The organism is Haloprofundus halophilus (genome assembly GCF_003439925.1).
GTDB lineage: Archaea > Halobacteriota > Halobacteria > Halobacteriales > Haloferacaceae > Haloprofundus > Haloprofundus halophilus.
Window position 1 is genome coordinate 652254 of record NZ_QQRR01000002.1, and the last position, 24367, is coordinate 676620.

A 24367-nucleotide genomic window follows, 5' to 3' on the forward strand; every position below is an offset into this window, starting at 1 on the left:
GCCCGCGTCCGGGCGTGTCAGATAGTGTAGCAGAGACGGCTACGCTCGGCACAAGGTACAAACCTCTCGCTGACAAAAGTTCATAAACTCGATAGTGTTCTTGGCCAGCAGCGAAGATTTCCTTACCGAATAGACAATCTTAACACGCGAAAGCCGTAACCACCCGACGATGACTAGGTCCAACCAGGACTGGTGGCCGAACCAGTTGAACCTGAACATCCTCGACCAGAACGCCCGTCAGGTCGATCCGATGGGCGAAGAGTTCGATTACGCCGAGGAGTTCCAGAAACTCGACTTCGACGAGGTGAAAGCGGACATCGAAGCGGTGATGACGACGTCGCAGGAGTGGTGGCCGGCCGACTACGGCCACTACGGACCGCTCTTCATTCGGATGGCGTGGCACAGCGCCGGCACGTACCGCACCAGCGACGGCCGCGGTGGCGCGTCCGGCGGTACGCAGCGCTTCGCGCCCCTCAACAGTTGGCCCGACAACGCGAACCTCGACAAGGCGCGCCGACTGCTCTGGCCGGTCAAGCAGAAGTACGGCCGCAAACTCTCGTGGGCCGACCTGATAGTCCTGGCCGGGAACGTCGCCCTGGAGTCGATGGGATTCGAGACGTTCGGCTTCGCCGGCGGGCGCGAGGACGTGTACGAACCCGATGACGCCGTCGACTGGGGCCCCGAGGACGAGTGGGAAGCGTCCGAGCGCTTCGACGACGACGGCGAGCTCGAAGGGACGCTCGCCGCCACCGTGATGGGTCTCATCTACGTGAACCCGGAGGGTCCGGACGGGAACCCGGATCCGGAGGCGTCAGCAGAGAACATCCGCGAGTCGTTCGGCAAGATGGCGATGAACGACGAGGAGACGGCCGCGCTCATCGCCGGCGGCCACACGTTCGGGAAGGTTCACGGTGCCGACAACCCCGACGAGCACGTCGGCCCGGAGCCCGAAGCGGCCCCCATCGAGCAGCAGGGTCTCGGTTGGGAGAGCAGTCACGGCTCCGGCAAGGGGAGCGACACGATCACCAGCGGGATAGAGGGTCCGTGGAACGCCACGCCGACTCAGTGGGACATGGGCTACATCGACAACCTGCTCGAGTACAAGTGGTGGCCCGAACAAGGGCCCGGCGGTACGTGGCAGTGGACCACGCAGAACGGCGAACTCGACGGCGCGGCCCCGGGTACCGAGAATCCGTCGGAGAAAGAAGACGTGATGATGCTGACGACCGACATCGCGCTGAAGCGCGACCCGGACTACCGGGAGGTCCTCGAGCGCTTCCAGGAGAACCCCAAGGAGTTCCAGGAGGCCTTCGCGAAGGCCTGGTACAAGCTCATCCACCGCGACATGGGCCCGCCGTCTCGGTTCCTCGGCCCGGAGGTCCCCGACGAGGAGATGCTGTGGCAGGACCCCGTCCCCGAGATCGACCACGAACTGATAGGGGACGAGGAGGTCGCCGAACTCAAAGAGGAGATTCTCGCGTCGGAGCTGTCCACCTCCCAACTGGTCAAGACCGCCTGGGCGTCGGCGTCGACGTACCGCGACAGCGACAAGCGCGGCGGCGCGAACGGGGCTCGTATCCGTCTCGAACCGCAGAAGAGCTGGGAGGTGAACGAACCCGAACAGCTGGAGGCGGTGCTTTCGACCCTCGAAGCGATTCGGGAGGAGTTCAACGGTTCGCAGTCCGACGGAACGAGAGTTTCGCTCGCCGACCTGATCGTCCTGGGTGGCAACGCGGCCGTCGAGCAGGCGGCGGCGGACGCCGGCTACGACGTGACGGTCCCGTTCGAACCCGGTCGAACGGACGCCTCGCAGGCACAGACCGACGTCGAGTCCTTCGAGGTGCTCGAACCGGAGGCCGACGGGTTCCGCAACTACCTCGGTGACGAGCACGACCGCTCGGCGGAGGAACTGTTGGTCGACAGATCGGAGCTCCTGAACCTGACGGCTCCCGAGATGACGGTTCTGGTCGGCGGGATGCGCGCACTGAACGCGAACTACCAGCAGTCCGACCTCGGTGTCTTCACCGACCGACCGGAGACGCTGACGAACGACTTCTTCGTGAACCTGCTCGACATGGACTACGAGTGGGAGGGTGCCGAGGAGTCCCAGGGTTCCGAGTCCGAGGACATCGTGGAGCGGGAAGCGCCCTCGGACGCCCAGGAGACGTACGAGCTGCGCGACCGCGAGACGGGCGAGGTCGAGTGGACGGGGTCCCGCGTGGACCTCGTCTTCGGGTCGAACGCCCGGCTTCGCGCTATCGCGGACGTGTACGCCTCCGACGACGCGGAGGAGAAGTTCGTGCGTGACTTCGTGGACGCGTGGCACAAAGTGATGATCAACGACCGCTTCGACCTCGAGTGAGCCGAGCGGCGAGCCGCCGGGTCGGCGACCGCGGACGACGGTTCGGTACCGTGTCGTCGCGGTCCGTCCTCGGACTCGCACGCAGTTCGTGAAGACGGGTCGAAGAGTGGAGCTGCGACGGTTCCGCTCGTCCACTTCTCGTCGATACCTGCCGGGCGCTGTTTTCCGTCCGATTACCGCGTTACGCTACACGTCCCGGTTCCGGCCGTCGGTTACCGAAGTTGAGAACCGGAGATACTACGGAAGCCATTACCCGTTGTGACGAATCGAATACCGTTTCGAGTTCGGACCGCATAGGTGGTCGAACGGCTACAAAACTGGGGAACTACGAAACACTCGACTCCATTCGAGGTTCTTCGGAGGACGAATGCCAACCCTTATCCGTGTGCTCCGGTTGTGTTTGGTCGTAATGGCAAACGGTACGGTTGACTTCTTCAACGACACGGGCGGTTACGGTTTCATCACGACTGAGGACTCCGACGAGGACGTGTTCTTCCACATGGAAGACGTTGGCGGCGAGGACCTTACGGAAGGAACTGAGATCGAATTCGACATCGAACAGGCCCCGAAAGGTCCGCGCGCGACGAACGTCGTCCGCAACTAACGAGGGTTTCACGCCGCCGACGAGGCGGTATAACTGACTTCACTTCTTTCGACGCTCCGCTCGGCGAGCGACTGCTCCGTGCGGACTCGGCGCGCTTCGACGGACCCGACTATCGGTGCGGAGCCTTTTGGACGCGCGACGCCAACGAAGACCATGAGTGACGCGAACGACGAACTGGAGTTCGAACGCGTAAAACAGCAGGCGGCGGCGGCCGTCCGCGAGACCGACGCCGTCTCGCTCTACGTCGGCCTCGTCGGCGACGGAGAGAACGAGTTCTACTTCGCCAACGACGTCGACGAGGAGCGACTGCAGGAGATGGCCAGCCAGCAGCTCGGCATGCTGACGCGCGTGCTCGCCGAACAGTCCGACGCGAGCATCGACCAGGTCGCGGAACACGCCGCGGAGACGGCCAGACAGATGAACTTACGGTGACGTGCCGTCGTCCTCGCTACCGCCGAACGACCGCTCGCTACTGCCGCCGAACCGAGGCGGCGACCGGTAGTACCGAGGGCGTCTGCACGCCGGCCGCGTACCGTCCCGGGCCGCTCGCGACGAGAGACGGCGTCTCGTTCGAGGACCCCGACTCGTTCGACTGTTGAATCACGTACCGCTGGCCGACCATCGGGTCCAGCAGACTGTCGACGGGTGCACGGTCGTCGCGCAGCACGGGTACGTCGCCCGTCTCGGTCGTCCGCTGGTAGTTCCGAATCTCGCTTTCGAGGTCGATACCGATGTTCCTCCGGTCGTTTCGCGCGAGCAGTTGTTCTTCGGTGACGACAGAGTCGTTCTTCGTGGCGACGACCTCGATGTTCTGGACGACTCCGCTCCCGGCCGTCGGGAAGCTGTACACGTGCGGGAACACCTGTGACATCGTCTTGTACTCCGCGCGGTAGAACTTCGACGCCGGGCCGGTGGGTGCGGAGATGACGTTGGCGAACAGGACGCCGTCCTCCGAGAGCCGACTGTCCGCGAGTCGCATGAACTCCTCGGTGGTCAACTCGAACGGCACCTTGTCCTTCTGGTAGGCGTCGAGGACGATGAGGTCGTACGTGCGATTCGTCTCCTGGAGATACTGCCGCCCCCCGGTGTTGTAGACGTTCAGGTTCTCGGACTCCTCGACGTCGAAGTACCGCTCGGCGGCGTCGATGACCTCGGGGTCGATTTCGGCCACGTCGACGGTGACGTCATAGTCCTCGGCGAACCGCTTCGGACCGGTGAACCCACCGCCGCCGACGAACAGCACGCGGTCGACGTCGTCGGTCATCAGGAGCGGGAGGTGAAAGTACCGGGTGTAGTCGAAGACGTGACGGTCGGGGTCGCTCTTGTCCATCGCGCTGTGTCGCTGGCCGTCGAGATACAGCGTCCGCGTGTCGCCGAGGTCGACGACCTGAAGCTCCTGATACGGCGTCTGCGTCTCGTAGACGACGCGGCCCTCGACGGAGAGTCCGGCCGCCCCGCTTCCGATGGCGGCGAGGAGGAGAACGACGACGAACCCGCTCGCTACGGCTTGGTCCCGACCGACACCGGGACGGGCGAGGACGACCGCCGTCGCCACCGAGAGCAGTCCGAAGATGAGCGCTATCTGCTCGACGCCGAGCGACGGAATGAGAAAGTACGTCGTCGCGAACGCACCGACGATGCTCCCGATGGTCCCGAGCGCGTAGACGTGGCCCGACGCCTCTCCCAGGCTCTCTTTCGCCGAGAGTTCGGCCGCGTACGGGCTGATGTAGCCGAGCAGATACGTCGGCGGGCCGAACAGCAGCGTGATGGCCGGCAGCGAGGCGAACCGGCTCGGCAGCGGAAATCCGGACGTCGCCCGCAACAGCAGGTCTCCGAGGAAGATGAGCCCGGCGACGTACGCCGCCGTCAGCAGAAACACGCGCGCCATGCGGTCGTTCGTCGCCTGCCGGGCCGCGAGCTTCCCCCCGCGGTGGTAGCCGTAGCTGAGTGCGGCGAGGAAGACGCCGATGATACCGCCCCACGTGTAGATGCTGCTGCCGAACTGCGGTGCGATCATCCGTCCGGCGAGAATCTCCAGCCCCATACTGGCGACTCCGGAGACGAACACCGCCAGTTCCGGCTTCGAGAGTCGGAGAGAGTCGAAGGAGCGAGACGTGCTCATGACACACCGAAAGGAGCGCGTCGCCATAACTGTTCGACGGATACGTCCGCGGACAGCCCGAACCCGAACGCGGTCACAGACTGACGAACACGGTCGCCGACGCTCGTGCGACCCCCGCGCTTACCTCTCGCGAGACCGTACACACGGCGATGACCGACACCACGCGACTGGAGACGCTGTCGACGCTGCTCGGCGAACTCTCCGCAGACCGCCGCGAAGCGGTCGACGACGCGGTGAGAGAATCGACCGACGCCGCCGACCTCCGAGCCCGACTCGTCGAACTCTCCATCCGACAGGGAGAGCGACCCGGAATCTCCGAGCTCGACGACGACGAGGAGGTCGTCCCGGTGACGCTCGGCTCCGACGACGGCGGCGCGGTCGACCGCCTCCAGTCGACGGTCGGCGGCCTCCGAAATCGGGTCACGAGCGGACTCGGCGCGGTCGGGTCCTCGATGCCGTCAGCCGACCGCGGCGACGACCCGCCCGTAGAGACGACCGACGAGACGGCCGCCGACGTCGACGACGACGCGCCTCTCCCGACGCGGAGCGCCGACACGACCGGACGGCCGCTCGCTCGCGTTCGCGGACGCGCCCGGTCGGGGGTGGCCGAACTGAAGTACACCGCGCGAAACGCCGACCCGAAGCAGGCGGCGTTGTGGGGCCTGGCGACCGGTGTAACGCTCGCCAATCCCGCGCTCACCGCCGGCTACTCGACGGCCGTCCTGCTCTCGGGTGCGGTGCTGGGCGGTGGCGCCGTCGGCGCGTACGCGAGCAGTCACGAGAACACCGTTTTCGACGACGTCGACCCGTTGGAGATGGCTCGTCGCTCTCGCGGGATGGCGGCGGCGAACGCGCACCGGACGAACCTCGACGGTGCCGCACTCGGCAGTCTACTCGGCGCGTCGACGTACCTCGCCGAGACGCTGACCCCCGAGGAGTACGCCCACTGGCTCGCGGGTGTCGACGCCGACCTCGTCGCCCGCGGAGCCGAGCTGGGGGCGGGTCGTGCGACGGACGACGACCTCGGCCTCGGAACGTCCCGGACCGGCGCGATTCTGGGCGGCGGGTTCGGCCTCGCGTACGGGCTGGCGGGAGGAGACGACGAGGCCGACGAGGGAGCACTGCGGGAGCTCCTCGACGACGACCTGTACGAGGAGTACAGCCGAGCGCTCGACGAGAGCAAAGAGTAGCCCGAGGTGGCCGGATTCGGTCAGTCGCCGGCCTGTCCGACCGACGACGTCTCGGGTCTCGGACCGAGCAACTCCGCGGTCGCCCCGTACAGTTCGATGTCCTCGCCGAGCGTCGTGAGTTCCACCGGCGGAGGGTCTGCGGCGAGGACGTAGTCGTCGAGGTGCTCTCGGATTCCAGAGAGCATCCACTCGGCGTTCTCGAGCGCCACGGAGCCGCCGAGCGTCACGACCCCCGGGTCGTACGCGTTGACGAGCGTGCCGACACCCGCGGCGTTGTAGCGGGCGATCCGGTCGAGCAGCATCTCGGCCACGTTGTCGCCGTCGTCCGCGGCGGCGAACACGTCCGGCGCGGTTATCTCGTCGAGTTCGCGCAACGACGACGCCTCTCCGCCTTCGGCGAGCAGTTGCCGGGCGAAGTTCGGAATCCCCCGCCCCGAGCAGTACGCTTCCCACGCGCCGCGGACGCCCGTGCTCGACAACTCACCGTCGGCGCGAATGGAGAACAACCCGACTTCGGCGGCGTAACCCCGCTCGCCACGTATCGGTCGACCGTCTTCGACGACCCCCGCGCCGATACCGGTTCCGAAGGTGACGTGTGCGACGGAGTCGTAGCCGCGGCCCTCCCCGAACCGGTACTCGCCCAGCGCGGCGGCGGTACAGTCGTTCTGGACGGCCGTCGGCAGGCCGAACGCGTCCTCGACGGCCTCGGCCAGCCGAACGTCGTATCTTCTCGTCCCGTCGTTGGCGTCGAACTCGGCGATGACGCCGCGCTCGGCGTCGACGAGCCCCGTCGTCGAGACCGAGACGCCCTGAATCGGTCCAGGAGACCGAGCACGAACGTCCTCGACGGCGACGAGCAACTGCTCGGTCAGCGCGTCGGCGCGGGTCGGTTCCGCGCGAACCGCCACGGGACCTCTCTCCGTCCCCCTGCCGTATCGTAGACGCGTACTCCCGATGTCGACGACGACGAGGTTGGTCGCTGAACTCACTACTTCGACTGCAACGCACGTCCGTTTCAGTATGCGCAACTTATCGCCGGGAAGGGGGAGGTTTCTCGGACGAGTGCGGGTACCTTTCCCCCAGCGAGGCGAGAGACGGCCGGTCGAAAGCGGACCACCAAATTGGTATCGCAGAATGGGCTGTATACGGCCTACCGTGTGCCGCCCGCTCCTTCGCGTCGGTGCGGCAGAGGCGTCGGACTGCCACGTCCGGACTCCGAAGGTCAACTCTCCGTCACGCTCTGGAGAGCGTCACGGTCAGCATGAACTGTTATCACCCACTGCTGGGTACCAACCGCATGCGCGTTCACTTCTCGGACCCGACGTTCGACTATCAGACGCTCCGGACGATGGCGTACGCGACGTACCGCGGGGCCGAGCCGGGCGAGTGCCTGGCGACCGTCGAACGAATCGACGGCACCGACTTCGAGGCGTGGTACACGGAGTGGCGACGGACCGCGGACCGCGTCGCCGTCGCCGGCGAGTACGCCGAGGCGCAGGACCACGACGAGACGGCCCGAGACGCGTTTCTGCGGGCGCAGAACTACTACCGGACGGCGGAGTTCTTTCTGGACGGCGACGACGCTCGTCGCGTCCCGGCGTACGAACGCGGTCGGAAGGCGTTTCGACGCGCGCTCGACTATCTCGACACGCCGGTCGAACAGGTCGAGATACCGTTCGAGGGGACGACGCTGCCGGGCTACCTGTTCGCGCCCGAACAGTCGACCGACGACCACGATACCGACGCCGAACGGCCGACCGTCGTCTGTCTCGGCGGTTTCGACTCGCTCGCCGAAGAGCTGTACTTTCTCTGCGGCGTCCCGGCCGCGCTCGAACGCGGGTACGCCTGTCTCATCTTCGACGGCCCAGGCCAGGGCGCGCCGCTCCGCCTGGAGAACCTGAAAGCGCGATCCGACTGGGAGAACGTTCTCGGCCCGGTTCTCGACGCGCTCGTCGACGACCCGCGCGTCGACGCCGACCGAATCGGCGTCGTCGGCGCGAGCATGGGCGGCTACTACGCGCCGCGGGCGGCGGCGTTCGACGACCGAATCGCCGCGGTGGTCGCCTTCGACCACTGTTTCGACCTCTGGGCGGCGGCGGCGGACGGCCAGGAACGACTCGCCGCGCTCGTCGACTACGCCCCCGGGACGCTCGTCAACGCGATGGCGTCGCTCGGCGCGCGCTTCGACGCCGGTTCGCGCTGGCGGATGGAGAACTCTCGGTGGGTGTTCGGTACCGACGCCGCGAACCTCCGGCGGACGCTCCGGGAGTACTCGCTGCGCGACGTCGCCGACCGAATCACCTGCCCGACGCTCGCGCTCGCGGGCGAGGACGACCACCTGATACCGCTGTCGCTCGTCTACGAGTTCGCCGACGCCGTCGCCGGGCCGACGACGACGCGGGTGTTCACCACCGAGGAAGGTGCGGGTGAACACTGCCAGGTCGGAAATCTCTCGCTTGCACACGGCGAACTGTACGACTGGCTCGACGAGACGCTCGACAACGAGTGAGAGACGCGCACCCGCGACGAACCGAGACGTACCGCTCTACGCCCCATCGCTCGGCTCGTCCGCGGACTCGTCGACGACCTCGCCGACAGCGTCGTCGAACGCGTCGAGGGTCACGTCGTCGCGGGGTGCTTCGACGAGTTCCTCGACCGGTGCACCCTCTCGGTTACCGCCGAGCGCCGAGAGTCGTTCGACGGTGAGCACTGCGAATCCGAGGGCGAGAACGAAGGACACACCCCCGAGCGCTGCCTCCAGCGTCGACCCGCCGACGGCCGCCTCGCTGCCGAGCATCGTCCCGAACGGAACCCCTTCGACGAAGATGCCGACAGCGACCCCCGTGACGGTCCACCCGACGGCGACGGCGGCGAGCCCCATCGCGGCCGTGCGCTGTCGCCGCGAGACGACCCGGGGGTCGTCTCTCGCCAACAAGTCGGTGTAGAGCAGTCCCGCCTCTTTGACCCGGGGGTAGAGCAGGTACAGAAGCGGCGGTCCCAGCAGCGCGACGGCGACGAAGTTGTTGAGCGTGATGATGACCGCCAACACCGAGAACGGGACGAGTCCGAGCAGGTCGACGCCCCACGCGATGATAGCCGCCGTCAGCGCCGAGGCGGCGAACGCTATCAGGAGGAACTCGACGAGCTGTCCCCCCGAGCGCATCGTCGGCTCCTCGCCGCTGGAGAGTTGCCCGAGGTTCCCCCAGAGACGGTAGGCGACGAAGCCGTAGAAGAAGTTCCCGACGAACCCGAACGCCGACCCCCAGGTGAGCGTGCCGCTGAACGCGTCGCTGAAGAGATTGCCGAACGCCGACCCCCACGCGGCCGCCGGGCCGAACAGCAGGCTGAACACGACCGGGAAGACGTTCCCCGGTCGGACCGTCGTCAGGTGCGGGACGATGACGAACCCCTGCGACGGAATCAGCGCCGCCGCGTACACCGCCGCGACGACGACGGTCAGCATCACCATCCGCACGTCTTTCCACATCTCGATTATATCGTCCATCTCGAATCACTCTCGTCGTCCGCGTTCGTTCTGCGCTCGTTCCACACCCTTCTGCACTCGTTTCGCACCTCTCTCGCCGCGCCACGCTCGCCGCCTTCACGCCTTCACCCCCGTCGGAGTCGTTTTTCGCCCCGGTTGGCGCTCCTCGAAGACGACGGCGGCGACGTAGACGAGCGAAATGACGGCGACGAGGACGACCGGCGCGAACATCTCGCCGACGAGGACGAGCGCACAGAGTACCGCCGTCATCCCGACTCGCGCTCTGAACACTCGACTGTCTATCGCGGACGGCGTCGCGCGGTGGCAGACGCCGCTCCCGAGCATGAACGCCGCCGTCCCGAGACAGAGCGCGAGGAGGCCACCGAGGCCGAACGCGTGGTGGTGTATCGTCGCCTCGATGGCGGCACCGACCCCCACCCCCGCCGCGACGATGCCCGCGTGGACGAAGTAGTGGCTGAAAACGTAGACGAGGCCGCGCTCTCTCGCCCGGAGCCAGTCGTCGGACTCGGTCCGCAGGAGGCGGTCGATGAGGCGTTCGTCGAAGTGGCGGAAGTAGAGCCACCACGCGCTGACCGAGATGGAGAAGCCGAAGGCGGCGATGATTACGCCCATCGGGTTGAACCCGGCGACGGTCGTCCGGAGGTCGGTGCCGACCGACACCGCGATGATGGTCTCGCCGAGGACCAGTATCGTCATGAGTCCCAGTCGCTCCGGGAAGTGCGACACTTGCACGAGCACCGCGTTGAACCCGAGGTAGACGACGAACACGCCCGCGATACTGATGACGAACGAGGCGATCCAGAGCCCGTAGCGCCCCGGCGGCGGGACGAGAAGCGAGAGCCCCCAGACGAGGGTCGTCAGCGCGTCGGACGCGATCCAGTAGTTGTGAAACGTCTTCGCCTCGATGTCCATGCTGCGCGCGCGGAGGTAGAGCCCCGTCAGGAACAGCCGCAGGAGGAAGATGGCGAGCGCGAACGTGAACGACCCGCCGTGGAGTCCGCCGGGGACCGTCTCCGACAGGAAGATGACGAGGAACATCGCGACGATCATCGCCAGCCGCGAGAACGTGTCGGTCGTGTCGTAGAGGTCCGCGTAGTAGCTGTACGCCAACCACACCCACCAGACGAGCAGGAACTGCATGGCGAAGTGACCGACCTCCAGCGGCGTCAGGTTCGAGTGGAGGTGTCTCGCCAACTCGGCGATGGCGACGACGAAGACGAGGTCGAAGAACAGTTCGAGCCACGTCGCGTGCCGCACCGGCTCGCCCTCGTCGGTGTACACTGAGAGCGGCCGCCCCAGTCCCCGCGAGAACGAGAATTTCGTCTTCATGGCTGTCCGGAGTCCAGCGATTTTCGACTAACGTCTAGAGTCTACCGACCGAGATAACCGTGTCGTAGGCTACCGCGGGGGACACTCACACCATCGCGATTGCTCTCGAAGGCGGCAAACGCCCACGCGCGGGCTCGCCCTCCGCCAGTGGTCCGCCAATCCCGCCGGCAGCCGTTCCGCGTCGGCGTCTCTCTCCCAGAACTCCGTTCGCCCTCGGCGTTCCCTCCCTCCTCAGTACGACTCGTACGTCGTCGTTCCGATGTCGATACGAACGAGCGTGTTCCCGGACCACGCGTCCGGTTCCGCCCCGTACTTCGGATTGATACGACGCGCCGCGGCGGCGGTCTCCTCGTCGTCGTCGACCACCGTCGCCGTGCCGAGGAGCGTGACGCGCCATTTCGCCTCGCCGGCGTCGTCCTCCTGTATCGAGACGGCGACGCGCGGATTTCGCCGGACGTTTTCGAGCTTCTTGCCCGTCGTCAGCAGTTCGAGCGCTCCGTCGTCGTAGTGGTACCAGACGGGTGCGACGTGCGGTCGTCCGTCGACGCAGGTCGCGACGTGCGCCATCGTCGGCTTCGCGGTGATCCGTTCCTCGACTTCCGGCGGAACCGTATCGCTCATACCGGCGATAGGTGCGCCACCGAGAAAACAGTCCGTCGTCGCGTGCCGCTCTCAGTTGTTCGTGACGGTGACGTTCTCCTCAGTTGTCCGCGACGGTGACGTTCTCGCTTCCGCGGCGGACGACGACGCCCCGTTCGTTGCCGGCCAGCGTGTTCTCCACGACACGGCCGTCGTCCGACGACAGGAGCGTGACGGCGCGACTGTTGTTCCGCAGGTCGTTACGGGCGACGAGCGAGGCGTCGCTCTCGATGAGGAGGACGCCGTCGCGGTTGTTCCGGACGTCGTTGTTCAGCACTCGGTTGCGGTCGCTGTCGCGCAGTCGAACTCCGACGGCGTTGCCGACGACGGTGTTGCCGTCGAGCGTCGTCTCGGTGGTCCCGTCGGCCAGCGCGACGCCGTACAGTCGGTTCGTCAGCGTCGTGTTCGTCACGCGCGTCCCCCGCGCGGCTGAACTCCAGATACCGGCGACGCGGTTCGAGACGGCGCGACTGTCTCGAATCGTCGTGTTCCGACTCCCGACGAGGGCGACTCCGTGGTCGTTTCGCGCCGTCAGCACGCCCGTCAGCGTCGTGTTCGTCGCGTCGCCGACGAGGTGGACGCCGAACAGCGCGTTCTCGGTCGCGGTGACGTTTCGCAGTCGGTTCGAACGGCTTCGGTCCGACAGCGAGACGCCGTAAACGCTGTTCCGCGTCGCCGTCGCGGACGAGACGACGCTCTCGGTGACCGCCCGAAGCGCGAACCCGACCCGACTCTCCCGCGCCACGACGCCGTCGACGCGCAGGTTCGAGACCCGAGTCGCGCGAACCGAGTCGTCCCAGTTCGCGACGGCGAGATTCCGCACGGTGACGTTTCTCGTCTGTCGCTCCCACGACCCGACGACGACGCCCGCGGTGCCGAACCGGCCCTCGCCGCGCACCGCGTGGCCGCCGCCGTCGACGACGACGTCGCTCGCGGTGACGACGAGACACTGTCCGACGTCGGTCGTGAGGTTCCGCGTCAGTTCGTACCGTCCCGGTTCGTCGAGTTGCCTACAGTCGCTAATCGGCGTCGCGCCCGAATCGACCTGCGTCGGACCGACGCCGAGACACGCCTGCGAGAGACAGACGACGGCGACGGCGAGAACGACTTTGCTAGTCGCCACTGCGGCGCCGACCCCCGGTCATACGCTCTGGTCTACGACGGGGAAAAAGAGTGTTGGCCCGTCGTCAGTGGCCCGCGCCGCTCGCTTGCAGACCGACGACGCCGAGAACGATGAGCCCGACGAAGCCGACGCGCGCGGCGGTGAACGGTTCGTCGAACAGGTAGATGCCCGCGATGGCGGTGCCGGCCGCGCCGACGCCGGTCCAGACGGCGTAGGCGGTGCCGACGGGGAGGTTCTCGACGGCCTGTGCGAGCAGGTAGACGCTCACTCCCATGGCCGCGAGAGTGCCGACGCTCGGCCAGAACTCGGTGAATCCGTCGGTGTACTTCAGTCCGAGCGCCCACACTATCTCGAACGCACCCGCGACGAGGAGCAACAACCAAGACATGCGTCTATCTCCGACCGAACGGCACATGACGCTGACGTTCGCGGCTCGTCGTCGCGCTCGTCGGTCTCCGTCGACGACGCTCTCTCTTCGCTCAGGCGTCGAGCGGCTCGGAGACGTGTACGGCCCGCGTGTCGACGATAGTCACCTCGCGGCCGTAAGCTCGAAAGGAGAGTAGTCGGTCGGTCGGTAAGTCGTCTCTCGTCGGTCGGAACACCGCGTCGAGCGCGTCCGGGTCGACCCAGTCGTACAGCGGTTCGTGGAGGTCGAGCGGCGAGCAACCCTCCGCTTCGGCGACGGCCGAGACGACGGCCTCACTCAGCGTCTGCCCGTCGTGTATCTCGTACTCGACGGCGGTCGTCGGCGGTTTGTCGACGCTCGCCGCTGCACCGTAGCCGGACTCGCCGAGGAAGGAGTTCGGCGGGCCGTCGTTCCCGCCGTGTCCTCCGGACGACTGGGTGATGTTCGGTTCGTCGTCGGGTGGCGTCATCGTCGCTCGAAGGTAAGCGTCGAACCCGGTTGGAGTTGGTCATTCACTCGTGAAGCCATTTATACGTGTGGCCGGGAAACTGGCTGGGTCCCCCGCCTACGCCCGGTTCGTCCGAGTGTCGTCGGCGAGCCCCGTCGCTTCGATGAGTTTCGCCTGTCCGCGTCGGAGCCGTCCCGCGACGGCGCGCGGCGAGATGCCGAACTTCGCCGCGAGTTCGTCGAGCGTGACTCGCCGAGGCTCGTCGAAGTAGCCGGCGCGGTAGGCGACGGCCATCGCCTCGCGCTGTTCGGCCGTCATCTCGCTGAGGGGGTCGCTCCGTCGGTCGGCGGCGGCCGAGACGCGCGTGAGCGAGATGGGAACCTCGTTCTCGCGGCAGAACTGCCTGAACGCGGCCGCGTCGTCGCCTCCGTCGAACCGAACCGAGAAGTGCCACTCGGCATGGTTGGCTCGCGCCTCGAGGAGCGTCCCGTCGGTCTGTACGATGCCGCGGAGCGTCCCTGCGGCTCCGTGGTTCCAGCGCGCGCTCAGCAGCGCTCCCTCGTCCACCCGGTCGACGACGCTGATCCGGTCGATAGCCGGTTCGTCTCGCGCCGACGACGTGAACGCGTCGCAGTCGCCGTCGAGCAGCCAGAAGAAGGGTATTACCGTGTCCCCCGTCGGAACGATTCTGTCGATTTCGATGCGCGTTCCCGGGTCGTCGCCGATCGAACGCCCCAACGCGCAAGCGGCCGTGGGAACGGTGAACGTGACGTTCACACTCATACCCGTCGGGTAGACCCGCGGGTAGATACCGTTGTCTGTTCTCCCTGATATCTGACAGTCTCCGGGCCGAACCGAACGGCGGTCAGGGCGACGATTGACGGCTCTCGGCGTCGTGTCCCGACACATGAAAGCGGTGACGAAGGACGGGCGCGAGGTAGAGTGCGCCGAGGTCAGAGAGCACGACCACGGGGTGATGTTGTACGACGGCGACGACCGGCAGGTGGGGTACGTCCCGTACGACGGTCTCAAGCACGTCGTGCGGACGCGCCTGCCGGTGAGTTCGAGCAGTCTGCGGAGCGTCGGCTACGACGAGGAGGCCGGCGCGCTCGAACTGGCGTTTCACAGCGGCGGCGTCTACCGGTACGAGAGCGTTGCCGAGGAGACGTACGAGGAACTGCTCCGCGCGTCCTCTCGCGGACGGTACTTCCACGACAACATCCGAGGTGAGTACGATTACCGTCGGATTCTGTAGGTGAGCGGCCTCACGGTCGACTCGTCGCGACCCGGGTCGACTACTTCATCCGCTTGCGGAGGCTGTCGAGCGTCAGCGCACCCTGTATCGCGTACGAGAGCTTTCGGCTCTTCCGCGCGATGGTCGCGGCACCCAAGAGCAGTCCCGCGCGCTTCTTGTTACCGCGCTTCCACGCCAGTCCCGCCTGCGCGAGCAGCGACAGGAGGTTGAGTCGGTCGAATCTGCTTCCGCCTCTCTTCCCGTCGGTTGGATTGTCGTCCGACATACGACAGGATAGGGCCTCCAGCCACGTAAGCGACGGGGCCGGACGGCGGTCGCCTCCGCGTCTCCGCGGCCCTCAGGCGTGCTCCTCTTCGGCGTGCGGACCGCGGTTCCGGGCCGCGATGCGGTCCGAGACCCAGTCGACGGCCGGCGTCGCCGTCACGCCGTGGACGACCACGGAGACGAGCACGATACAGCCGACGAGCGCCCACAGCCTCGACTCCTCGGGGAACGCGGCGCTCTCCATCGCGTACGCGAGGTAGTAGAACGACCCGATACCGCGGATGCCGAAGAACGCGATGGCGGCGCGCTCGCGCCAGTCGCGGCTGAACCCGAGGAGACCGACGACACCGGCCAGCGGGCGGACGAGCAGGACGACCACCAGTGCGACGGCGACGTCGACGAGCGTGAGCGGGTCGAGCAGTCCCGTGACGAGCGCGCCGCCGAACAGCACCATGATGACGGTCATCATCGCTTGTTCGCCCTTCTCGGCGACGCTGTGTAGCGTGTCGTTGTAGTCGTGGCGACGCTCGACGCCTCGGAGCACCAGCGCCGCGACGAAGACGGCGAGGAAGCCGTACCCGCCGACCAACTCGGTGACGCCGTAGGCGAGGAGCGTCCCGCCGAGCGCTTCGAGTCCCTCGACGCTCTGGGCGAGTCGCGTCTCGGCGGTGACGCGGAAGACGAGCGTCGCGAGGAGGTAGCCGACGACTACGCCGCCGAGCAGCCCCACGACGATTCGGTAGGCGACGTCGACGGCGAGCCAGTCGCCGAACCAGTTCTCGGGTGCGAGTCCCTTCGTCGCCAGCGCGATGGCGAGGTAGGTGAAGGGGAAGGCGAAGCTGTCGTTGAGCCCCGCCTCGGAGGTGAGCGCGAACCGGACTTCGTCGGCCTTTCCCGGTTGCCCCTCGGCCATCTCTGCCTCGTCGCTCTCGCCGGGCGGTTCGACCTGCACTTCCGAGGCGAGAACGGGGTCGGTCGGCGCGACGACTGCTCCGAGCAGCGCGGCCGTCGGAATCGCGAAGCCGGCGACGCCCCACCCGAGCAACGCGGCGGCGGCGATGGACAGCGGCATCGTGACGGCGAGCAGTCGCCACGTCGACGCCCATCCCCTGAGAGTCGGCGCGCGGTCGAGTTTCAGCCCGGCGCTCATCAGCGCGAGGACGACGCCGAGTTCGGTGAGTTTCTCCGCGACGGTGCCGTACGCCAGCGGGTCGGGTGCGGGTAACCCGACCGGAAGCGAGAACACGACCGCACCCAAGACGACGTAGAACATCGGCAGCGATACCGGCCGCTCGGAGACGACTCTGGGCATGACGGCGACGCCGAGCAACGCGAGTCCGAGAACGGTGACCGCGACGACGTACGGTTCGACGGCCATAGCCCTCCGTACATCGAGCAGGACGAAAACAGATGGGGTCGGTCGCTCGAAGGGTGGCGAGTGTCGAAAGGTGCGTCGAAAAGTTCGTCGAAAGGTGCGTCGAAGCCGCCCGCGCTCACTCGCCGCTGACGTCGGCGTCCGTCTCCGGACTCGACCCGAGAGCGTCCATCGTCGTCTCGGGGGACACCGACTCGCCGTGGAGCAGTTCGGCGAAGGCGATACGAATCAACTGCAGCGACAGTACCAACACGAGCGGGCCGAGGAACAGTCCGTACCACCCGAACAGCATCGTCCCCATGATGTACGAGAACATCACGAGGCCGGTGTGGATCTTCCGCCCGGAGATGTACGGCCGGAGGACGGTCTGCGGGAGGATGTCGAGAAGCAGAAACGAGACGACGAGGAGGCCGAGCGGGTAGACGACGAGGTTGCCTGACGCCTGAAACGCCCGGACGAGAAGCGCCAACACGAGCGGGATGTAGACGAGCTTGCCGACGACGATGGGAACGAGCGTCGCGAGCCCGGTCAGGAGCGCGAGAAGCGCCGCGAGCGGAATCGTGACCGGGTCCGGTGCGACGAGGTTGTACGCGTAGTAGACGCCCGTCGCCAGCACCGCGACGACGAAGATGAGCAGGATGTTGCCGAAGTACAGCGTCTCCAGATCCCTGTCAACGGCGGTCACGTAGCCGTACGCCGCCGTCCCGGGTTCGGCGACGTCCGAGCGGAACCAGTCGGCGACCTGGTCGCCGTCGCGGAGCAGAAAGTACCCGATGGCGAAGGAGAGCGAGAGGTGGAGCAACCCGTTCGCGGCCGCGCCCAGCACGCCGACGCTCGTGGTGAGCATCCCCTGGACCTGTCCGCCGCGGACGGCGTCGACGACCCGTCTCGGCTGGTCGAGCATCGACTGCAACTGCGCTTGGTTCTGATTCCCCGGGAGCGCTTGCAGCAGCGCCTCCATCTGCCCGCCGGTGACCGAACTGAGTTCGTTGAGTCCGACGACGGCGACGACGGCGACGACGAGAAACAGCGGTAACAGCGTGAGCAGCAGCGTCGAGATGGCCGCCAGTCCGTCGGACGGCGTCACCGTTCGAACGCGTCGGTACAGCGGGCGCGTCCCGTAGTACGCGAACAGACCGAGAACGAGCGTCCCGACGAACGAGTACGCGACGAACGCCAGCATCGCCGCGAGCGCGAGCGTCAGTAACCACCACCCGACGGTAGTCCGCGAGAGCGACGTGTCGATATCGGCGAACATACCCCGAATACGACGCCGAGGTTGAAACCGGTGGGGGTGAGATTTTATCCTTTCGCCCCCAACGACGTCCCGATGGCATCGTTGACGGGCGTCCGCGGCGCGATATACTTCCCGGCGCGCTCGCACAACCACTACCAGTCGTGGGCCGCCTACGACCCGCGGGTCGCCGCGAACGACCTCGACTACGCGAAACGACTGAACCTCAACGCCGTTCGCGTCGTCCTCAGTTACCACTGGTGGCGGGAGAACCGCCGCGCCTTCGCGGACGCGTTCGACGACTTCCTCCTCCGGGCGGAGAACCGCGGTATCCGGGTGCTTCCGGTTCTGTTCGAGAGCATCGGCGAGCAGCCGACGAACGCTCGCCGACGGCCGACTGGTGACGCCCCGGCGCTGAAATCGCCCTCGGGGGCGACGGTTCGGCGGCCGTGGCGGTGGGACGGACCCCGGGAGTTCACCCGCTGGGTCGCGAACCGCTGCACCGACCCCGACGTCGTGCTCGCGCTCGAAATCATGAACGAGCCCGGCGAGTACGAACCGCGGGTGAAGTTCGTCCGCGAGATGCTGCGGGTCGCGGACCGAGCGGCTCCCGCCGTTCCGCTCACCGTCGGCTGTAAGGACGTCCGACTCAACACGCAGTTTTCGGACCCGGAACTCGACGTCTACCAGTTCCACATGAACCTGCCGCCGACCGAGCAACGGGCGCGCAGAAAGATTCGAGACGCCGTGACGTTCGCTCGAACGCACGGCAAACCCGTGTGGCTCACCGAGTGGCAGCGACTCCGACGGAGTCCGCGCTCGAAGCTCCGCCCGGACTACGCCTCGCTCGCGCCGATAATCCGCGAGAGCGCGCTCGACGGCGACTTCTTCTGGCAACTGATGCTCAAACCGGCGTACATGCGGAAACAGCGTGAGAAGGGTCGCATCAACGGGCTGTTCCACGCCGACGGCGCGGTGTTCTCCGCCGCGGACGCGAACGCACTCGCAAAGCTTCCACAGTCGGAGTCACGCGGCGACACCGTCCCCGAGTCGGTCGAGTGGACCGAGCGGCAGAAACCACCGAAGGGGTTCGACGCGGGCGGCAACTGACCGAACCGCTCAGTCGTTCTCCTCGAAGTCGAGCGCGACGGAGTTGATACAGAACCGCTTCCCGGTCGGCTGCGGACCGTCCGAGAAGACGTGACCGAGGTGGCCGTCGCAGTTCGCACAGCGGACCTCGATGCGGCGCATCCCGTGGCTGGTGTCCTCCAGTTTCGTTATCTTCTCCTCGTCGGCGGCGTAGAAACTCGGCCACCCGCACGAGGAGTCGTACTTCGTCTCCGAGTCGAACAGCACCTCGCCGCAGCCGGCACATTTGTAGACGCCGTCGTCGTCGCGGTCGACGTGTTCGCCGCTGAACCTGGGTTCGGTGCCGCTCTCGCGGAGGATGTGGTACTGCTCGTCGGTGAGTCGCTCGCGCCACTCGTCGTCCGATTCGGGGAGGTCTGACTGTTGCTCGCTCATGATTTGGAGTAAGGGACGACGCCGGTTAGGGGTTCTGCTCGCGGGTCTCGCAGGCACCGGAGGGTTCGACCCGCTCCAGCACGACACCCGCCTCGAACCCACCGCACGCCTCGCGTTTCTCGCGCCGCAGGCGCTCCAACTCGTCCGCGTCGACGCCCAACTGCCTCCGAACCGCCGCCACGACTTCGAGCACGTCGGCCAGTTCCTCGGCATCGCGACTTTCGGCGAACTCCTCGGCCTCCTCGACCAACTTCTCGGCGAGTCGTTCCCGGTACTCCCCGCCCTCGGCGACGTGCGTCACCGGACGTTCGCCGCTCTCGCGGATTATCGCCGGGATGTCGTCGCGGACGAGTTTGTCGTACTGGCGACTGGCGTCTTCTCCGCCGGTTTCCTCGCGTTCGTCGCCCATCGACTCACTCCGGGAACAGCTCTTCCTCGCGTTCTATCGACTCTATCTTCCGTACGTCCTCGTCGTCCAGTTCGAGGTCGGCGGCCGCGAGGTTCGCCCGCATATGGTCCTCGCCGCTCGCTTTCGGAATCGTGACGACGTTCTCCTTGCCCGCCAGCCACGCGACGCTCACCGCCGCCTCGTCGGCGTCGTGCTTCTCCGCGATTTCGCTCAGTTCCGGAACGTCGAACACCTTTCCGGCGGAGAGCGGCGAGTACGCGACGAGATAGTAGTCGTGTTCCTGCGCGTGGGAGACGAGCTCCGGGTCGTAGAACAGCGGGTGCAACTCGGTCTGGTGGGCGAAAAGCGGCGCGTCGAGCAGGTCGAGCGCCTCGTCGAGTTCCGAGAGCGAGAAGTTGCTCACGCCGACGTGGCGAGTCCGACCCGAGTCGACGAGTTCGTCGAACGCCGCGAGCGTCCGCTTCGGGTCGTACGCGTCGATGGGTCGGTGGACGTACACGAGGTCCGCGCAGTCGATTTGCAGCCGTTCGAGGCTCTCGGTCGTGCTCGCCAGCGCGTCGTGGTAGCCGAGTTTGTCGGCCCACACCTTCGTGGCGACGACGACGTCCTCGCGGGGGACGTCGCTCTCGGCGAGCCCCCGGCCGACGACGGCCTCGTTGTCGTAGATTTGGGCCGTATCGAGGTGGCGATAGCCCATCTCGACTGCGGTTCGGACGCTCTTGACGCCCGACTCGCCGTCGAGGCCCATCGTCCCGAGACCGACCGACGGGAGCGTCGTGTTCGCCTCGCGGTCGCTCACGCGTCGGCACCTCCCTCGGGGGTCGAACCACCCGGAGCCGGGTCGCGGACCGAGACGCCGTCGATGTCGAGCAGACCCGCGAGCGTCTCGATCTCGTACGTCGGGTCGACGTCGAGGGGATACTCGGCGCGGTGTTCGCGGCGGATGAACGCCGAGTCGAGGCCGGCGTTGTGCGCGGCGAGCACGTCGGTGTCGCTGTCGCCGACGAACAGCGCGTGGTCGGCGTCGAGGTCGGCGAGGGCTCTGTCGACGTAGTAGGTGCTCGGCTTCTTGCGCGTCACGCTCTCGGGGATGGGTTCGCGGCCGTAGGCCGTCTCGAACAGGTCCGTCACTCCGAAGTGCGAGAGGACGAAGTCGACCGTCTCCTGCTGGTTCGAGGAGACGATACCGAGCGGGTGGTCGAGCGAGCGCACCGCGTCGAAGTCGTCGTACAGCGCCTTCCGACCGGCGCGAATCTCGGCCTGCTGGGCGCGGGAGGCGATGCGGTCGCGGGCGGCGAAGAACGTCTCGGCGTCGAAGCCGTACGCGTCGGCGACGCGCGTCAGGCTCTCCGGCGTCACGCCGAGGGTCATCGCGTCCACGTGGTCTTCGCGGGGGTCGTCGACGCCGCAGTCGACGAACGCCTCACGGGCCGCGCGTTCGAGCACGGCGAACTCGACGAGGTTCACCAGCACGCCGTCGTTGTCGAAGATGATTGCGTCGTACACTGTCGTGAACTGACGAGCGAGGTGTCAAAAAGCACTCGCCGTTCGGAGGCGAGACGGGTCGCCGTCGAACTCACCGTCAAACGAATCTTTTAGCGCCTCGCGGCCGACCGTTCTCGCAATGGCGGAGTCCACAACGGTCGACACCGACTGGGAGGGACGGTGACCCGAACCGTCGGTATCGTCGGCGCGGGCGCGGCGGGCGTCGGCGCGGCGTACGCGTTTCGAGATTCCGACGTAGACGTGACGATTTTCGAGAAGAGCCGCGGCGTCTGCGGCCGCGCGGCGACGCGCCGCCGGAACGACTGTCGGTACGACCACGGCGCGAACTACCTGAAAGACGCCGACGAGCGCACCGTCGAACTCGTCGAGGAACTCGGTGACGACGGCCTCGTCGCCTTCGACGACCCGGTGTGGACGTTCGACGCCGACGGGGAGGTGACCGAGTCCGACCGCGACCCGGAGACGAAGTACACGTGGGAGGACGGAATCACGCAGCTCGCCGAGCGACTGCTCGCGCGGACGGACGCGACGGTCCACCGGGAGACCAGAATCGAGCGCATCCAGCGGGGGAGCGGCCGCGAACACGTCGACGAGGACGCCAGCGGCGACCGATGGTATCTCGTCGCCGCCGACGGCGAGGCGCACGGTCCGTTCGACGCGGTGGTGCTGACACCGCCCGCGCCGCAGACCGCCGCGCTCCTCACGGAGACGAAGTGGCACAGCGAACATCTCCCGGCGCTGCGCGAAGTCGTCGGCGCAGTTCGCTACCGGACGGTCCGCTCGGTGATGTTACACTACCCCTTCGAGGTCGACGTGCCGTACTACGCGCTCGTCAACACCGATAGAGAACACGATGTCGGGTGGCTCTCGCGCGAGGAGTGCAAGCGGGGGCACGTCCCCGACGGCGAGAGCCTCCTCGTCGTCCAGATGGCTCCGCACTGGTCCGAGGAGCACTACGACGACCCGCTAGAGGAGACCGCCGAGACGGTGGCCGGGAAGGTCGCCGAACTGGTGGGCGACGACCGGCTCGCCGAGTTCGACTGGAGCGACGACCAGGGGTGGCGCTACGCGCAACCGAACTCCGGGGCGAACGAGGAGATTCTCCGCCGCGGCGAGGACGACGGCCTCTTCTTCGCTGGCGACTGGGTCGGCGGCGAGGGGCGCGTCCACCTGGCGCTGTGGAACGGCGTCGAGGTGGGCGAGCGGATTTCGGCGGCGTTCTGAGCGGACGCGGCCGGGTCAGTCTCCGCCCACCCCCTCGTGGATCCTCTCGCCGCGCTGTAGCCGCGAAGCGATAGTGAACGTCTGCTCGCGCTCGCGGCGCGTCGGGAAGTGCGCCGCCAGGTAGCGCGCGACGGCGACGACGAGCGTCCGAACTTCCTCGGGCGAGCTCTCGCGCTCGGCCATCTGCGCGAAGCCCGCTTCGAGCGCCTGGTACGTGTGAAACCCGGCGTCCTCGCGGAGCAGCGCCTCGCCCAACCGCTCCCGCAGCGTCGACAACTCGCCGCCGGCGTCGAGGTAGTGTGCGGCGGCGCGGCCGGCGTCGTTCACCTCGCCCTCCATCTCGAACGTCATCCGGAGGTCGCCGAGCAGTTCGTCGGGGTCGGCGTCTTCGGCTCCCGTCTCTGGAATCGGCGCGGCGGGCGTGTTGAGGAATCGGTCGAGGTAGACGTTCACCGCCGCATCGAACACTCCTCTGTAGAGTTCCGGCGCGTCGGTGCGCTGGCTCGCCTGGTGGACCGCGTTCGCGTAGGTGAACGTGTGGTGGACGGTGTTCCAATCGGAGAACTCGTTGGCCGTCGAGAACTGCGCGACGCGCGTCGCGGCGGCGTAAGCGACCGCCCGAGCCAGCTGTTCGACCGTCGCACCCCCCCGAATCGCGTCTTCGAGCGCCGAGACGACGCGCTCGGGGTCGTCGTCGCGGAGCGTCTCGGTGAACCCGTCGGGTTCGGTCCACACCTCGCCCTCGCCCTCCGCTCGGAGGTCGTCTAGACGGGCGAAGGAGTCGTCGAGCAGCCCGGCGAGGTCGATGGGCTGCCGCCACGAGGACTGCTCCTCACTCCGCGCGGCGGTGGCGAGTCCGTCGACGAGACTCGGGAGGACGTGCTCGGCGTGGTCCCACCCGACGTGGTCGAGCGACTCGCAGGCCTTGTTGACGAAATCCATCGCGTGGCCCGCGTCGAGGTAGCGGTGGTCCGTCGCCGCCGAGACGAGCACGTCGGTCAGTTCCGCCTGCGACGCGCCGGAAGCGATGGCCGTCCGGAGACAGCGCTCGGCGCCGTCGGCGTCGCGGACCTCGATGCAGTCGCGGAACCACGACTTCAGCCGCGAGTGGGGGAGGTCGCGGGCCTCGAACGACTCCTGGTCGAACTTCGGCGGTTGGTCCGCGCAGTCGCCGGCGACGTGGACGAGACCCTGGTACAGCGCGCGCTTCTCGTCCTCGTCGCGGAGGTTCGGAAGCACGTTCGCCATCGCCGTCAGAATCGTGAGTCCGGAACTCCACCCGCCCTCGCGGTAGCGCGTGCCGAACAGGACGCCCGTCTCCACCTGCTCGCTCGGGTCGACGCCCGCGTCGACGAGGCCGATCGCGGACTTGGCGAGCACGAGTCGGAGGTTCTGTTCGAGGCCGTCCTCCAGTCGGTTCGCCCAGCGCTCGGCGGGCGGTTCGTCGCGCGTCGGTCGCGGGTCGACGTACACCGTCCCGTCGCGCAGTTCGACGGGGTAGCTCTCTACGTCGTCGGCCCAGGGGTCGAACGTGTCGCCGCAGGAGAGTTCGAACCGAGCGTGATGCCAGTGGCACGTGAGGATACCGTCGTCGACGCTGCCCTCGGTCAGCGGAAAGCCCATGTGCGGACAGCGGTTGTCGACGGCGCGTACCTCGCCCTCGTGGTGGAACAGGGCGATGGCCCGTCCCCGCACGTTCACGAGTTTTCGCCCCGTCTCGGCCAGTTCGCGTTCGCTTCCGACTTCGACGAGTTCGGACCCGGCGTCCGGCGTGTCGGTGCTCATGGGAGACGGTGACGAGTGGCAGACACAAAACCGTTCGCTGGAGCGGATTTTTGCAACGAATCT

The 24367-nt window shown here is 67.1% G+C and carries 25 protein-coding genes; 8 read left to right on the forward strand and 17 right to left on the reverse strand.

Annotated features, from left to right (window positions below; all coding sequences use genetic code 11):
- Nucleotides 1-169 precede the first annotated feature (169 nt).
- The 3 genes from katG to DV709_RS12965 all read left to right on the forward strand — a co-directional run bounded on the left by katG (nucleotide 170) and on the right by DV709_RS12965 (nucleotide 3398).
- Complete coding sequence (gene katG, locus DV709_RS12955; RefSeq protein WP_117594839.1) at nucleotides 170-2362, forward strand: catalase/peroxidase HPI; 2193 nt, start codon at nucleotides 170-172, stop codon at nucleotides 2360-2362.
- A 409-nt stretch (nucleotides 2363-2771) separates the two neighbouring features.
- Nucleotides 2772-2966 carry a cold-shock protein gene (locus DV709_RS12960; protein ID WP_117594840.1) on the forward strand — a complete coding sequence of 65 codons (195 nt, stop codon included), beginning with the start codon at nucleotides 2772-2774 and terminating at the stop codon, nucleotides 2964-2966.
- 153 nt (nucleotides 2967-3119) lie between these two features.
- The gene (locus DV709_RS12965) at nucleotides 3120-3398 is read left to right on the forward strand and encodes a hypothetical protein (RefSeq protein WP_117594841.1); all 279 of its coding nucleotides are present in this window, start codon (nucleotides 3120-3122) and stop codon (nucleotides 3396-3398) included.
- Between the two features lie 37 nt (nucleotides 3399-3435).
- Here DV709_RS12965 and DV709_RS12970 read toward each other — a convergent pair whose 3' ends face one another.
- On the reverse strand, nucleotides 3436-5088 hold the full coding sequence (locus DV709_RS12970) for a spermidine synthase (RefSeq protein ID WP_117594842.1): 1653 nt from the start codon (nucleotides 5086-5088) through the stop codon (nucleotides 3436-3438).
- Between the two features lie 149 nt (nucleotides 5089-5237).
- Here DV709_RS12970 and DV709_RS12975 point away from each other — a divergent pair, with 149 nt between their 5' ends.
- The gene (locus DV709_RS12975; protein WP_117594843.1) at nucleotides 5238-6278 is read left to right on the forward strand and encodes a hypothetical protein; all 1041 of its coding nucleotides are present in this window, start codon (nucleotides 5238-5240) and stop codon (nucleotides 6276-6278) included.
- 20 nt (nucleotides 6279-6298) lie between these two features.
- Here the strand turns inward: DV709_RS12975 and DV709_RS12980 are convergent, their stop codons facing one another.
- A complete protein-coding gene (locus DV709_RS12980; protein ID WP_157972738.1) occupies nucleotides 6299-7267 on the reverse strand; it encodes an ROK family protein in 969 nt (322 codons plus the stop codon).
- 308 nt (nucleotides 7268-7575) lie between these two features.
- Here DV709_RS12980 and DV709_RS12985 point away from each other — a divergent pair, with 308 nt between their 5' ends.
- The gene (locus DV709_RS12985) at nucleotides 7576-8787 is read left to right on the forward strand and encodes an alpha/beta hydrolase family protein (protein ID WP_117594845.1); all 1212 of its coding nucleotides are present in this window, start codon (nucleotides 7576-7578) and stop codon (nucleotides 8785-8787) included.
- Nucleotides 8788-8823: 36 nt separating this feature from the next.
- Here DV709_RS12985 and DV709_RS12990 read toward each other — a convergent pair whose 3' ends face one another.
- The 7 genes from DV709_RS12990 to DV709_RS13020 form a co-directional block, all read right to left on the reverse strand.
- Nucleotides 8824-9783 carry a QueT transporter family protein gene (locus tag DV709_RS12990; protein WP_198665722.1) on the reverse strand — a complete coding sequence of 320 codons (960 nt, stop codon included), beginning with the start codon at nucleotides 9781-9783 and terminating at the stop codon, nucleotides 8824-8826.
- 96 nt (nucleotides 9784-9879) lie between these two features.
- On the reverse strand, nucleotides 9880-11112 hold the full coding sequence (locus DV709_RS12995; RefSeq protein WP_117594846.1) for a low temperature requirement protein A: 1233 nt from the start codon (nucleotides 11110-11112) through the stop codon (nucleotides 9880-9882).
- Nucleotides 11113-11343: 231 nt separating this feature from the next.
- Nucleotides 11344-11733 (reverse strand): pyridoxamine 5'-phosphate oxidase family protein, encoded by a 390-nt coding sequence (locus DV709_RS13000; RefSeq protein ID WP_117594847.1) that lies wholly within the window; start codon nucleotides 11731-11733, stop codon nucleotides 11344-11346.
- Between the two features lie 79 nt (nucleotides 11734-11812).
- Nucleotides 11813-12874 (reverse strand): right-handed parallel beta-helix repeat-containing protein, encoded by a 1062-nt coding sequence (locus DV709_RS13005; RefSeq protein ID WP_117594848.1) that lies wholly within the window; start codon nucleotides 12872-12874, stop codon nucleotides 11813-11815.
- Nucleotides 12875-12938: 64 nt separating this feature from the next.
- Nucleotides 12939-13262: a DMT family transporter gene (locus tag DV709_RS13010; protein ID WP_117594849.1), complete on the reverse strand. Its 324-nt coding sequence runs from the start codon at nucleotides 13260-13262 to the stop codon at nucleotides 12939-12941.
- A 91-nt stretch (nucleotides 13263-13353) separates the two neighbouring features.
- Nucleotides 13354-13749, reverse strand: a complete 396-nt coding sequence (locus DV709_RS13015; protein WP_117594850.1) for a HalOD1 output domain-containing protein — start codon at nucleotides 13747-13749, stop codon at nucleotides 13354-13356.
- A gap of 96 nt (nucleotides 13750-13845) precedes the next feature.
- A complete protein-coding gene (locus DV709_RS13020; protein ID WP_117594851.1) occupies nucleotides 13846-14511 on the reverse strand; it encodes a helix-turn-helix domain-containing protein in 666 nt (221 codons plus the stop codon).
- A gap of 124 nt (nucleotides 14512-14635) precedes the next feature.
- Here DV709_RS13020 and DV709_RS13025 point away from each other — a divergent pair, with 124 nt between their 5' ends.
- Nucleotides 14636-14983 carry a KTSC domain-containing protein gene (locus tag DV709_RS13025; protein ID WP_117594852.1) on the forward strand — a complete coding sequence of 116 codons (348 nt, stop codon included), beginning with the start codon at nucleotides 14636-14638 and terminating at the stop codon, nucleotides 14981-14983.
- Between the two features lie 40 nt (nucleotides 14984-15023).
- Here the strand turns inward: DV709_RS13025 and DV709_RS13030 are convergent, their stop codons facing one another.
- From DV709_RS13030 to DV709_RS13040, 3 genes are all read right to left on the reverse strand, one after another.
- A complete protein-coding gene (locus DV709_RS13030) occupies nucleotides 15024-15248 on the reverse strand; it encodes a hypothetical protein (protein ID WP_117594853.1) in 225 nt (74 codons plus the stop codon).
- 72 nt (nucleotides 15249-15320) lie between these two features.
- A complete protein-coding gene (locus tag DV709_RS13035) occupies nucleotides 15321-16625 on the reverse strand; it encodes a cation:proton antiporter (RefSeq protein ID WP_117594854.1) in 1305 nt (434 codons plus the stop codon).
- A gap of 115 nt (nucleotides 16626-16740) precedes the next feature.
- On the reverse strand, nucleotides 16741-17880 hold the full coding sequence (locus DV709_RS13040; protein WP_117594855.1) for an AI-2E family transporter: 1140 nt from the start codon (nucleotides 17878-17880) through the stop codon (nucleotides 16741-16743).
- A gap of 72 nt (nucleotides 17881-17952) precedes the next feature.
- On the opposite strand from DV709_RS13040, the gene DV709_RS13045 reads away from it, so the two are divergent.
- Nucleotides 17953-18966: a glycoside hydrolase gene (locus DV709_RS13045; protein WP_117594856.1), complete on the forward strand. Its 1014-nt coding sequence runs from the start codon at nucleotides 17953-17955 to the stop codon at nucleotides 18964-18966.
- 9 nt (nucleotides 18967-18975) lie between these two features.
- Here the strand turns inward: DV709_RS13045 and msrB are convergent, their stop codons facing one another.
- The 4 genes from msrB to DV709_RS13065 are packed head-to-tail and all read right to left on the reverse strand — an operon-like array spanning nucleotide 18976 to nucleotide 21295.
- On the reverse strand, nucleotides 18976-19380 hold the full coding sequence (msrB, locus tag DV709_RS13050; RefSeq protein ID WP_117594857.1) for a peptide-methionine (R)-S-oxide reductase MsrB: 405 nt from the start codon (nucleotides 19378-19380) through the stop codon (nucleotides 18976-18978).
- Nucleotides 19381-19405: 25 nt separating this feature from the next.
- Nucleotides 19406-19789, reverse strand: coding sequence for a nucleoside triphosphate pyrophosphohydrolase (locus DV709_RS13055; RefSeq protein WP_117594858.1), 384 nt, complete (start codon nucleotides 19787-19789; stop codon nucleotides 19406-19408).
- 4 nt (nucleotides 19790-19793) lie between these two features.
- The gene (locus DV709_RS13060; RefSeq protein ID WP_269801701.1) at nucleotides 19794-20588 is read right to left on the reverse strand and encodes an aldo/keto reductase; all 795 of its coding nucleotides are present in this window, start codon (nucleotides 20586-20588) and stop codon (nucleotides 19794-19796) included.
- Nucleotides 20585-21295, reverse strand: a complete 711-nt coding sequence (locus DV709_RS13065) for an HAD family hydrolase (RefSeq protein ID WP_117594859.1) — start codon at nucleotides 21293-21295, stop codon at nucleotides 20585-20587. Before DV709_RS13065 ends, DV709_RS13060 begins: the two co-directional genes overlap by 4 nt.
- 159 nt (nucleotides 21296-21454) lie before the next feature.
- Here DV709_RS13065 and DV709_RS13070 point away from each other — a divergent pair, with 159 nt between their 5' ends.
- Complete coding sequence (locus tag DV709_RS13070; protein WP_117594860.1) at nucleotides 21455-22519, forward strand: NAD(P)/FAD-dependent oxidoreductase; 1065 nt, start codon at nucleotides 21455-21457, stop codon at nucleotides 22517-22519.
- 15 nt (nucleotides 22520-22534) lie between these two features.
- Here the strand turns inward: DV709_RS13070 and DV709_RS13075 are convergent, their stop codons facing one another.
- Nucleotides 22535-24304, reverse strand: a complete 1770-nt coding sequence (locus DV709_RS13075) for a Rieske (2Fe-2S) protein (RefSeq protein WP_117594861.1) — start codon at nucleotides 24302-24304, stop codon at nucleotides 22535-22537.
- Between the last annotated feature and the right edge of the window lie 63 nt (nucleotides 24305-24367).